Raw genomic sequence first — 12,898 nt, forward strand, 5'->3', positions numbered from 1 at the left:
TAAAAATATAAAATATGAAAACTGTAAAAGCCTGGGAAGAAAAAGTAATCATTCCTACTTATGAAGTTGGAACTCCTGAAAAATATCCTGTTTTTCTTGAAAAGCGTGTATATCAAGCAAGCAGTGGAGCGGTATATCCACATCCTGTGATAGAAAAAATTAGTGATACTAAAGTAGATAAAGAATGGAATGCCATTTTTATTGAAAATGATTATATAAAACTAATGATTTTACCTGCCTTGGGTGGAAGAATCCAAAGAGCTTATGATAAAATCCGTAAACGTGATTTTGTGTATTATAACCACGTTATAAAACCTGCACTTGTAGGTTTAACAGGACCTTGGATTTCCGGTGGTATAGAATTTAACTGGCCACAACATCACAGACCAAGTACTTACGATCCAACTGATTTTTTCATTGAAGACAACGAAGATGGTAGTAAAACGGTTTGGGTAAGTGAATTAGAACGTATGTTCCGCACTAAAGGAATGGCAGGTTTTACACTGCATCCAGATAAGGCTTACATAGAAATTAAGGCACATTTATACAATAGAACGCCACATCCACAAACCTTTTTATGGTGGGCAAACCCAGCAGTGGCAGTAAACGACCACTATCAATCGGTATTTCCACCAGATGTAAATGCTGTTTTTGATCATGGTAAACGTGATGTTTCAGAATTCCCAATCGCAAAAGGCGAATATTACAAAGTAGATTATTCTCCTGGAACAGATATTTCTAGATATAAGAACATTCCTGTGCCAACAAGTTATATGGCGATTACTTCAAAATACGATTTTGTAGGTGGTTATGAGAATGATTCTAAAGGCGGATTGCTGCATGTTGCAGATCATAATGTCTCACCTGGAAAAAAACAATGGACTTGGGGTAATGGGGAATTCGGTAAAGCATGGGATAGAAATTTAACGGATAAAGATGGGCCATACATCGAGTTAATGTGTGGTGTTTATACCGATAATCAACCCGATTTTTCGTGGATGCATCCGTATGAAGAAAAAAGCTTTAAGCAGTATTTTATGCCTTACTACAACGTAGGTGTGGTTAAAAATGCTACCAAAGAAGCTTTAGTAAACCTTGAAATGGTTGATGGCAAAGCTTTAGTTAAGGTGTATGTTACGTCAACTTATAATAACTGTGTGATTACATTAAAAGCAGATGGAAAAGTATTACACGAAGAAGTTTTAAATCTTTCTCCTGAAGTTGGTTTTGAAAAATCAATTGAAATAGGCGCTAATACTTTTGATGATTTACAAATTTCAGTAAATGATAGTCAAGGCAACGTATTGGTAGCTTGGGAGCCAGATAAAGATTTAACTGAAGAAATTCCAGAACCAGCAAAGGCTGCAAAAGCACCAGAAGATATTGATACTGTTGAAGGCTTGTATTTAAGAGGCTTGCATTTAGAGCAATACAGACATGCCACATTTAACGCTACAGATTATTATGAAGAAGCGTTAAGAAGGTCTCCAAAAGATGTGCGTTGTAATAATGCCATGGGACTTTGGTATATGCGAAAAGGGCAGTTAGAGACAGCAATTGGTTATTTCGATACAGCCATTGAAACACTTACAAGTCACAATCCAAATCCTTATGATGGTGAACCTTATTTTAATAAAGGACTAGCTTTAAATTTCTTAGGAAAGAAAGATGAAGCCTATGCGAGTTTCTTTAAAGCGTGTTGGAACGCCCAATGGCAAGATGCGGGCTATTTCAATTTAGCCCAAATTGATTGTTTTAGAGGCGATTTAGAAAAAGCTTTGGATCTTGTAGATAGAGCCTTAATTAAAAACTGGCACAATCATAAAGCGCGACACTTAAAAATTATCATTTTAAGAAAACAGGGTAAAATTGAAGCTGCTACTAAACTTATAGAAGAGTCGCTGGCTATTGATAAATTCAACTTTGGCATATTATACGAGCGTTATATCTTATCAAATAAGCAAGAAGACTTACAGGCGTTTAAGCATATTCTAAGAAACTATGCTCATAATTACATTGAGTTTTCTTTAGATTATACTATGGCAGGACAGTTTGATGAGGCTATTGCTTTGTTAAAAGTGCATACCGATACAAATAGCAAAGTATATCCAATGGTATACTATTTTATGGGTTGGTATTTTGACCAAAAAGGAGATGCAAGTAGTGCATTGGATGCTTACAAAAAAGCATCTCAAATGCCAGATACATACTGTTTTCCTAATAAAATTGAAGACGTATTAGCATTGCAAGCAGCTTGTAAAGCAAACCCATCTGATGCTAAAGCATTTTATTATTTAGGTAACTTTTGGTATGCCAACAGGCAATATAAGGAAACACAAGAATGCTGGGAATCTTCAGTAAAACTAGATGATAGTTTTGCAATAACACATCGTAATTTGGCATTATTGTATTATAATAAAACCAATCAAAAAGAGTTGGCTCAAAAGCATTTAGAAAAGGCATTTGAATTAGACAATACAGATGCACGTTTGCTTATGGAGCTAGACCAGTTGTATAAAAAAATCAACGTATCCGTAGGAAAACGTTTAGCGCTACTTGAGGAGTATATAGATTTAACGAATTCTAGAGACGATTTATATTTAGAGCGTATTGCACTATATAATCTGAAAGGTAATTTTGAAAAAGCTAAAGAGCTTATAGAGAATCGTCAATTCCATCCCTGGGAAGGAGGCGAAGGTAAAGTACCGTTTCAATATTTAACTTGTTATACAGAGTTAGCTAAAAAATATATCAACTTAAAGAAATTTGATGATGCTGTAACATTGTTAGAAGCAGCTAAAACATATCCTCATAATTTAGGTGAAGGTAAATTGCATGGTACTGTAGAAAATGATATTGATTATTGGCTAGGTTGCGCACATGAAGGCTTAGGGAATTCCGACAAATCTAAAGCATTTTTTGAGTTAGCTTCGGAAGGATTGAGTGATCCTAGTCCTGCAATATTTTATAACGATCAACAACCAGATAAGATTTTTTATCAAGGATTGGCATTGCAAAAATTAGGTAAGCAAGATGAAGCGAATAAACGGTTTGAAAACCTTTTAAACTACGGCGAAACGCACATGAATGATAACGTAAAACTCGATTATTTTGCAATATCACTTCCAGACTTATTGATATGGGAGGAAGACTTAAATGTAATAAACAAAATTCATTGTAATTATCTTATAGGCTTAGGCCAGCTAGGTATGAGTAACGATTCTAAAGCTATAGAAGCATTTGGTAAAGTAACAGCAACTAATTTATCTCATATACCAGCATATATTCATACGCAATTAGTAGGTGTATCATAATGTTTAAGCACATAAATTTAACATATCGTCCTTTTAGAAACCTAATTTTTGCATTTTTTTTAGTGATTAATAGCTTAGGTTTTTCACAAGATAAAAAACCCAATATCGTCATTATTTATGTTGACGATTTAGGGTTTGGCGATATAGGTGTTAATGGCGCAATAGGTGTAAAAACACCTAATATTGATACGCTTGCAACAAATGGGTTAAACTTTACTGATGCACATTGCAGTTCTTCAACTTGTACACCTTCCCGTTATTCACTTTTAACAGGAAGTTATGCCTTTAGAAATAATGCGGCTATTTTAGAAGGCGATGCGCCTTTAATTATAAATCCAAATGTAGAAACCTTACCTAAAATGCTTCAAAAAGCAGGTTATAAAACGGGTGTAGTTGGGAAATGGCATTTAGGATTAGGAAAAGGTAAAATAAACTGGAACGAAAAAATTCCGTTAGGACCAAAAGAAGTTGGTTTCGATTATAGTTTTTTGATTCCTGCTACAGGAGATAGAGTGCCTTGTGTGTTTCTAGAAAATCAAGAAGTTGTAGGTTTAGATTTAAATGATCCTATTACTGTAAGCTATGGCTCGAGAATAGAAGGTTACCCTTGGGGGTTTCAGCATCCTGAATTATTAAAACAACATACAGACCCGTATCATCAAGGAGCTATTATAAACGGTATAAGTAGAATTGGATACATGAAAGGCGGTAAGAATGCACTTTGGGTAGATGAAAAAATTCCATTCGTACTATCTGATAAGGCAAAAGATTTTATTGAGAATGAAAAAGAAAATCCTTTTTTCTTGTATTTCTCTTTGCATGATATTCATCAACCAAGAATTGCTAATATTAAGTTTGTAGAAAGTAGTAGCATGGGACCACGTGGTGATGTGATTGCACAAATGGATTGGTGCGTGGGGCAAATTACTGAATCATTAAAAAAGGCAAATCTTTTAGATAATACTTTAATAATTTTTACAAGTGATAACGGTCCTATTCTAGATGATGGGTATTTAGATTATGCAATAGAACTTCTAGGAGATCACAAACCAGCAGGTATTTATCGTGGTTCTAAGTATTCTGTCTATGAAGCAGGAACGCGTATGCCAACTATTGTTCACTGGCCAAATAAAGTTAAACCAGGTACTAGTAATGCATTATTATCTCAAGTAGATTTATATACATCTTTAGCATGTTTGGTAGGTCAAGATGTTGAAAATGGAGCTGCTCCTGATAGCAAAGATTTTTTAAAATCATGGTTGGGAAAATCAAAAAAAGGACGCGAATTTTTACTTGAAGAAGCCTATACATATGGTTTACGAATGGGCAAGTGGAAGTACATAAAACCTAAAAACAAACCAGTACCAAATTGGATTGTTCAAAAATTTGTAGATCCTGGGTTTAACGAAGACGTTCAATTATTCAATTTAGAAGTTGATCCTTCAGAAAGTAAAAACATTTATAAATCCCATCCAGATATTGTTAAAAAGATGGAAGGTGAATTAGCTAAAATCATGAATCAAAAAGGTTAATATCAATATATTACTCTTAAATATTATTTAAATTTTTTATGAAACATAATAATTATATAGTACTACTTTTAATACTACTTTCTGTTTTTAGCAGTTGTATGTCACCAAAAGTTAATAAAATTGATTTATCCGGAGAATGGTTCGTTAAGTTAGATTCTACAAATGTAGGTGCTAATGATAATTGGGCAAATACTTTGTTTACTGGTGCAACTATTGCTTTACCAAACACTCTAGATGGTGCAGAAATTGGTACTCCAAGTACTCTAGAGCCAGCAATTAATAATTACGTAATGTCTAACCTAACAAGAAAACACCAGTATATTGGTAAAGCTTGGTATCAAAGGGAAATAGAAATACCAGATACATGGAAAAATAAAAGTATAACTTTAGGATTAGAACGTATTATTTGGGAATCATCGGTTTATATAGATGGAAATCTAATTGGTAATGCAAATAGTTTAGTTGGTCAACATAGCTACAATTTAAATACTATAACTCCAGGTAAACATATATTAACTATTTGTATCGATAACTCAAACAAATTTCCATTAATAAATGTTGCAGGAAGTATGTATCCAGATGTTGTAAACCAAGATATGGCTCATGCTTATACCAATCATACTCAAATAAAATGGAATGGAATTTTAGGAGATATTCAACTTTCAGTCTCTCCTAATAATGCACCAAATAATGTGCAAGTTTATCCAAATGCACAACTAGATAAATTAAAAGTTACGTTTGATCTACCTAATGCTGTTGAAGGTGCGGTTAATTTATCAATTACCTCTGTTAAAGGTGTAGAGGTTTATAATAGCGCTATCAAAACTTCAAACAAAATAAACAACACTTACGTAATTGAAATTGATAAGCCCGAAGATTTACAACTATGGGATGAATTTAACCCAAACCTTTATGATGTTAAAATCACAACTAATTCAGGAGAGGCACATGCGCGTTTTGGTTATAAATTTGTAAGCAGTAATAATGGCGATTTAATGCTTAATGATACGCGTATTTTTTTAAGAGGAAATTTAGAGTGTGTTATTTTTCCATTAACTGGTCATCCTCCAATGGATAAAAATGAATGGGCAATATTAATTAAACAAGCAAAAGATTATGGTTTAAATCACTTGCGTTTTCATTCTTGGTGTCCGCCAAAAGCAGCATTTGAAGCTGCAGACGAAGCAGGGTTTTATGTTCAAGTAGAATTACCTCATTGGAGCTTAAAAGTTGGAGAAGATGTTAAAACTACAGCATTTTTAAAAGCTGAGGCTGATAAAATGATAAGAGATTATGGTAATCATCCCTCATTTATATTTATGGCTTTGGGTAATGAGTTGCAAGGCGATATAAGTGTTTTAAATGATATGGTTGCTGAATTGAAACCTAAGGATAACAGACATTTATATGCTACAACAGCATTTTCGTTTCAACAACCAACGGGAACAAGACCAGAGGCAGAAGATGAATTTTTTATTGCACAATGGACTGATAAGGGATGGATTCGCGGTCAGGGTATCTTCAATGATAAGCCACCACATTTTGATGCAGATTACACCTCGGGAAGTGCACATATAAATATGCCACTAGTATCTCATGAAATAGGGCAATACTCTGTATATCCAGATATGAGTGAAATTGAAAAGTATACAGGTGTTTTAAAGCCTTTAAATTTTATAGCTGTTAAAAATGATTTAGAAAAAAAGGGACTTTTAGATTTGGCTCCAAGTTTTACTTATAACTCGGGTAAACTAGCAGCACTATTATATAAAGAAGAAATAGAGCGCGCCATGAAAACGCCTAGTTTTGATGGTTTTCAATTATTACAATTACAGGATTTCCCTGGACAAGGTACAGCACTAGTTGGGTTGCTTAATGCCTTTTGGGAATCTAAAGGTGTTATTTCTGCTGAAGAATTTAGTCAATTTAATAGCGAGTTAGTACCTTTAATTAGATATAAAAAAGCGGTTTACGAAACTGGAGAAGCTTTTGAAGCCACTATTGAAGTAGCTAACTTTTATAAAGAATTGAACAATCAAACTCTAGATTGGACGATTACCGATGATGCTGGTAATGAAATTAAAAAAGGGAGTTTAAATGACATTAATTTAGCCATTGGTAATAATAAAGATTTAGGAGTGATTAATTATGTTATTGAAGCTAAAAAAGCAAAAAAACTGACCGTTACTGTAAGTTTAAGCAACACAAAATATAAAAACACTTGGAATATCTGGGTGTATCCTAAAGCGGTTTCTACAACATCAAATGATGTATTTATTACATCATCCATAGCTCAAGCAACAAAAGCATTAAATGCTGGAAAAAAAGTATTGTTGAATCCAGACCCAAAAACTTTAAAAGGTATTACTGGGCGTTTTGTACCTGTGTTTTGGAGTCCAGTACATTTTCCTAATCAACCAGCTACAATGGGTGTTATGTTAGATGAAAAACATCCAGTATTTAATAACTTCCCAACCGATTCTCATACCAATTGGCAATGGTGGGATTTATGTATCAATTCAAAATCTGTTATAGTAGATGGTGTAAATGCAAAACCCTTGGTTAGAGTTATAGATAATTTTGTAACCAACCATCATTTAACTAATTTATTTGAAGCCAAAATAGGAGATGGGCAACTGGTGTTTTCTTCAATTGATTTAACAACAAATTTAGATAAGAGGCCTGTAGCAAGACAATTACTACATAGTGTTTTATCTTATATGAATAGTGAAGATTTCAAACCTTCAAATACGATTCAAATTAACAATATAGAGGCCTTACAATTAAAAGGAAATCAAGCTGAGTTTTCAGCTAAAGACATCTATAAGTAATTACATAAGTTAAACTATTATATATGTAATCATATATTCAAAATACTATAAATTAAAATTGCAACCATGAAAAACAACACTTATTTTAAGACTAAAACATTTTTTTTAAGTTATGTATTATTAGCTTTTATCTCTTTTTCTTGTAGTGAAGATAATAGTACATCACCAGATGATGAAAGATTTGATGACGGTGATAATCCCGTAAAGATAGCTAAACCAGTTTTAAATTCAGTAAATACAAATGGTTGGTCTATGATGTTAGAAGATAATTTTGACAAATTTGAGCCAACAAAATGGGCTAAAAATAATTCAACCAGAAGTAGAAATGCAAGACCAGGAATTGGAATAAACCAATGGTTTTGGAGACCAGAAAATGTAAGTTATAGAGATGGTAATTTAATATTAAAAAGTGAAAAAGTGGCTAATGACGTTTTACACTGTGGAGGTATATTTTCTAATAATTTATTTGAATTTAAATATGGTTATATTGAAGCAAGAATAGATATAGCAGAGACTTATTTTGGCTCTCACACAGCACTCTGGTTACAGGGCGATAATATGTTTAATATTGATGGAACAGGAAACGATGGTGCAGAAATAGATGTTTTTGAATCTGCATGGATAGGAGATTTTACAAAAAGCGTAATTCATATAGATGGGTATGGTGATGCGCATAAAGCAAATACTAGAAGGTATGATGCTCCTGGAATTCATTCAGGATACCATGTTTTTGGATTATTGTGGGACGAGAACAAATTAGAGATATATTACGATGGTGAATTTATGACACGTTATCAAGGTATTTGGGTGCCTCAAGTAGAAGAGTTTTTATGGCTATCTACAGGAGCTAGTTTTGGGGGAGCTGCTAATTCTAATTTTTCAGAACGAAAGATTGGAGATTTTACAGAAGCTAAAGTTGATTATATTAGAGTTTGGAAAACAAATTAGTATAAAAAAGTGTTTTTGTCTATGTATAGCGAAAATTAGTCCATTTATGTTTTAAGTAAATGGATTAATTTTATTTCGTACAATAATTAACTACTAAACTACATATTATGAAACAAAAAATTACTTTTTTAATTTTATTATTAATGACTGGCTCAGGTTTAATTTTTGGGCAAACTATGGTTAATGATTTTGAGTCTGGAGCCACTGGGCTACTAAATGTTGGTGGTGGGATTACAACTGGTGTAGTTGCAAACCCTAATCCAACAGGTTTAAATACCACTGCAAATTGCCTTGAAATTCAACGTACTGGTGCGCAATGGTGGATTTTTCAAGGATTAGATGTGAATGATTTAGCAATATCTTCTACTGAAAGTTTTTTTATTAGCATGATGCTTCATCTTCCAGCTCAGGGTGATATAGGAATACGTTTTGATGCACCAGATGATGCTTCAAACGGAACAAATATTGTAAGAGCATTAAATTCTTATACAGACTTTAATCAATGGCAAGAAATTATTTTTGAGGTTAAGGACAACCAAGATGCCACCGCTTTTACATTAGGTACTTTGTTTAGACTAACGTTCCATCCTGACATGGGTTTTGAAAATGAACCTGTAGGTCAAATCCTCAATGCTACAGATGCATTTGGTTATATAGACCAAGTACAAATTTTACAAAATAATCCACTTAGCACTGATAGTTTTGAATTAGATAAAAATATATCTTTATTTCCTAATCCTGCGCAAACTTCATTTAAGGTAACAACTAATAATAATGTTGTAATTAAAAATGTATCAGTTTATACACTGTTAGGTAAGCAAGTAAATAATATTAACGCAATTAACAGTAACGAATATGATATCAGTGGCTTAGCTTCTGGAATGTACGTTGTTAGAATGATTGATACCAATGGTGTTATGGCTACTAAAAAGTTACTTAAAAATTAAATAACTTACATATAACATATACTTTGTTAAAAAAAGAGCAGATATTTTATATCTGTTCTTTTTTTAGTTTAAACCATTTTTTAACCAACATTATACTTAATGAGACTTTACTTTAAACTAGTTGCTATATTAATAGTATTTATTTCATGTGAAGAAGCGGTTATTTCTAAACCTCTTTATGTAGCTGATAAATGGGAAAATCCTGAATGGGAAGACCCTGAGGTGTTCCAACTCAATAGACAACCAGCCAGAGCTACGTTTTATAATTTTAGCAATAGTAAGGCTGCTATCTCGGGTATAGATTGGAAAACATCTTCTAGCTATAAACTGCTAAATGGTACTTGGAATTTTTATTATACAGATAGTATTCAAGGAAGACCTACCGATTTTTATAAAGACGATTTTAGTCTAGAAGGATGGGATACCATTAGTGTGCCTTCTAACTGGGAAATGGAAGGGTTTGGACTTCCTGTTTACACAAATATTGTCTATGTTTTTCCTAAAAACCCACCATTCATTCCTCATAATATAAATAATGTAGGGAGTTATAAACGTAATTTTAATATACCATCTAATTGGGAAGGTAAAGATGTTTACTTGCATTTTGCGGGGGTTAGTGGTGCTATGTATGTTTATATAAATGGAATTAAAGTTGGGTATAATGAGGGCAGTAAAACCCCAGCAGAATTTAATATTACTGAATACATTAAAGCTGGCAAAAATCAAATAGCGGTGCAAGTGTTACGTTGGTCAGACGCTAGTTATATTGAAGATCAAGATTTTTGGAGATTAAGTGGTATAGAACGCGATGTATATTTAAGAGCAGATAACCCAATTGCTATTAATGATTTTACAGTAGTTAGCAATTTGATAAATAAATATAAAGACGGTGCCTTTAATTTAAATATTGAAATAAAAAATACTAAAAAACTAACTGAGAAAATAAAATTAAAAGTTGAACTATTAGATGCAAATACTAATTCGGTAAATAGTAACGCTAAACAAGTAGAAATTCAATCATCAAAATCAAATATCCTATTTGATGATATCATTCCTGATGTTAAACCATGGACTGCTGAAACACCAAATCTTTATACAGCAATCATAACTCTAAGCGATTTAGAAGATAACATTTTACAGGCAACCTCTGTAAAAGTAGGTTTTAGAACTATAAAAGTTGAAAATAATCAATTTCTGGTCAACGGTAAACCTATTTTAATTAAAGGAGTAAACCTTCACGATCATAATGAAACTACAGGACATGTTATTGACGAAGCTTTAACTCTAAAAGATTTAAGGCTGATGAAAGAAAATAACGTTAATGCCATACGCTGTAGTCATTACCCCAAAAACCCGTTTTTCTATTCACTTTGTGATACTTATGGGTTTTATGTTATAGATGAGGCTAATATTGAAACTCATGGTATGGGCACTACTAACCAGGGTTTAGATAAAAAACCAGAACTTAAAAAAGTACATCCTGCATACAGGCCTGATTGGAAAGCTGCGCATTTAGATAGGACTATTAGAATGTTTGAAAGGGATAAAAATCACCCATCAATTGTAACATGGTCTTTGGGTAACGAGGCAGGTAATGGCAATAACTTTTTTGCGACTTACAAATGGTTGAAGGAACACGATTCAACACGCCCTGTACAATATGAAGGTGCTACACATTATGAAAACACTGACATACAGGCGCCAATGTATGACCGTATTCCACAATTAATTAAATATGCCGAAAATAATCCGAAACGACCGTTGATTTTATGTGAATACTCGCATGCTATGGGAAATAGTTTAGGAAATTTTAAAGATTATTGGGATGTAATTCGTAAATATGATGTGCTTCAAGGTGGTTTTATTTGGGATTGGGTAGACCAAGGACTTGTTGCAGAAACCAAGGATGGAGAAAAATATTGGGGCTACGGGGGAGATTTTGGAGCTGCACATCTTCAGCATGATGCTAATTTTTGTTTAAATGGTATTGTTAATCCAGACCGTACACCGCACCCCGGACTGGAAGAACTTAAAAAAGTATATCAAAACATTCAGTTTAGTGACGTTAATTTTAAGACTGGACGAGTAAAAATAACCAACGAATATTTCTTTACTAATCTAAATAATTTTAAAATTGATTGGGAGCTATTTAAAGAAGGAGAAAAAATAGAGTCTGGAAGTTTAGGTGTTATTGATTTACCTGAAAATAAATCTAAAGTTTTAGATGTTAATTTGCCTAAATTAGATTTAAAAAATAAAGAGTACACGCTTAATTTTTTAGCTTCAACTAATGCTAATATGCCTTTGTTATCAAAAGGATTTCCTGTTGCTAAAGCACAATTTATAGCGGGCAAATGCATTCAGAGTTTTTTAGATAATACAAAGGATAGAGTTTATATTTCTACAAATCAAAATGAAATTAGTATTAAGTCAGAAGCAGTACTAGTAATTTTTAACAAGAATTCAGGACACTTATCAAAATTAGATTATGGTAGCGGAAACATCATACTTCAAGGGTTAGCTCCAAATTTTTGGAGAGCGACAACAGATAATGATTATGGATTTAATATGCCAAAACATATGGGTATATGGAGAGAAGCTACAGAAAAGCAAGACTTAGTATCTATAACTTTAAAAGATGAAGAAAAGGTTTTAGACATATCTTCAAAAGCGCAAGTCTCAAATTTTAAAAATAATTCTATTACTCTTGATGTAATTTATAGATTGCCCAAAGATATCGCTAAAGTTAAGATGTCTTACAAAATTGATGCATCAGGACAATTAACAGTTACAAATGCATTAATTGATGTTGAAGATGATTTGCCAAATATACCACGCTTTGGTACTAATTTTATTATAAAAAATGAATATAATAAAGTAAACTGGTACGGGCGAGGGCCATTAGAAAATTACCAAGACAGGAAAACGTCTCAATTTGTAGGTAATTATGAAGCTTCGATTGCAGATTTATATGTTCCGTATATAAGACCTCAAGAAAATGGTTATAAAACTGATGTACGTTGGATAATATTTAAAAATAGTAAAGGAAAAGGCTTGAAAATTTCAGGCCCAGAATTATTAAGTTTTAGTGCGCACCATCAATACAATTCAGATTTTGATGCTGGAGATACCAAACAACAACGGCATACAACAGACATTGTTAAGCGCGAATTGGTGAATATAAATATTGACCATGTACAAATGGGTGTTGGTGGAGATACTAGTTGGTGGACTAAACCTTTAGAGCAATATCAAATAGTTGCTAAAAATCAATCTTATACTTTTAAAATCATGCCTTTAAAACAAAATATTAATCTTTAGAAGAT

At 32.8% G+C, this 12,898-nt stretch carries 6 protein-coding genes; all 6 read left to right on the forward strand.

The window, feature by feature from the left end; genetic code table 11:
* Positions 1–14: 14 nt before the first annotated feature.
* Positions 15–3,314, forward strand: a complete 3,300-nt coding sequence (locus ACKGJY_RS00945; protein ID WP_413971971.1) for a DUF5107 domain-containing protein — start codon at positions 15–17, stop codon at positions 3,312–3,314.
* The gene (locus tag ACKGJY_RS00950) at positions 3,314–4,846 is read left to right on the forward strand and encodes a sulfatase family protein (RefSeq protein WP_413971972.1); all 1,533 of its coding nucleotides are present in this window, start codon (positions 3,314–3,316) and stop codon (positions 4,844–4,846) included. The genes ACKGJY_RS00945 and ACKGJY_RS00950 overlap by 1 nt, the downstream gene beginning before the upstream one ends.
* A 38-nt stretch (positions 4,847–4,884) precedes the next feature.
* On the forward strand, positions 4,885–7,677 hold the full coding sequence (locus ACKGJY_RS00955; RefSeq protein ID WP_413971973.1) for a sugar-binding domain-containing protein: 2,793 nt from the start codon (positions 4,885–4,887) through the stop codon (positions 7,675–7,677).
* A gap of 66 nt (positions 7,678–7,743) precedes the next feature.
* Positions 7,744–8,625: a family 16 glycosylhydrolase gene (locus ACKGJY_RS00960; RefSeq protein WP_413971974.1), complete on the forward strand. Its 882-nt coding sequence runs from the start codon at positions 7,744–7,746 to the stop codon at positions 8,623–8,625.
* A gap of 107 nt (positions 8,626–8,732) precedes the next feature.
* A complete protein-coding gene (locus ACKGJY_RS00965; RefSeq protein WP_413971975.1) occupies positions 8,733–9,572 on the forward strand; it encodes a T9SS type A sorting domain-containing protein in 840 nt (279 codons plus the stop codon).
* Positions 9,573–9,671: 99 nt separating this feature from the next.
* The gene (locus ACKGJY_RS00970) at positions 9,672–12,893 is read left to right on the forward strand and encodes a glycoside hydrolase family 2 TIM barrel-domain containing protein (RefSeq protein WP_413971976.1); all 3,222 of its coding nucleotides are present in this window, start codon (positions 9,672–9,674) and stop codon (positions 12,891–12,893) included.
* The last annotated feature ends 5 nt before the right edge of the window (positions 12,894–12,898 follow it).

Source organism: Hyunsoonleella sp. 2307UL5-6, from assembly GCF_047345485.1.
Classification (GTDB): Bacteria; Bacteroidota; Bacteroidia; order Flavobacteriales; family Flavobacteriaceae; genus Jejuia.

Coding starts and splice junctions, on each gene's coding strand:
- ACKGJY_RS00965 (WP_413971975.1), top strand. CDS start 8,733: ATGAAACAAAAAATTACTTTTTTAATTTTATTATTAATGACTGGCTCA.
- ACKGJY_RS00955 (WP_413971973.1), top strand. CDS start 4,885: ATGAAACATAATAATTATATAGTACTACTTTTAATACTACTTTCTGTT.
- ACKGJY_RS00950 (WP_413971972.1), top strand. CDS start 3,314: ATGTTTAAGCACATAAATTTAACATATCGTCCTTTTAGAAACCTAATT.
- ACKGJY_RS00970 (WP_413971976.1), top strand. CDS start 9,672: ATGAGACTTTACTTTAAACTAGTTGCTATATTAATAGTATTTATTTCA.
- ACKGJY_RS00960 (WP_413971974.1), top strand. CDS start 7,744: ATGAAAAACAACACTTATTTTAAGACTAAAACATTTTTTTTAAGTTAT.
- ACKGJY_RS00945 (WP_413971971.1), top strand. CDS start 15: ATGAAAACTGTAAAAGCCTGGGAAGAAAAAGTAATCATTCCTACTTAT.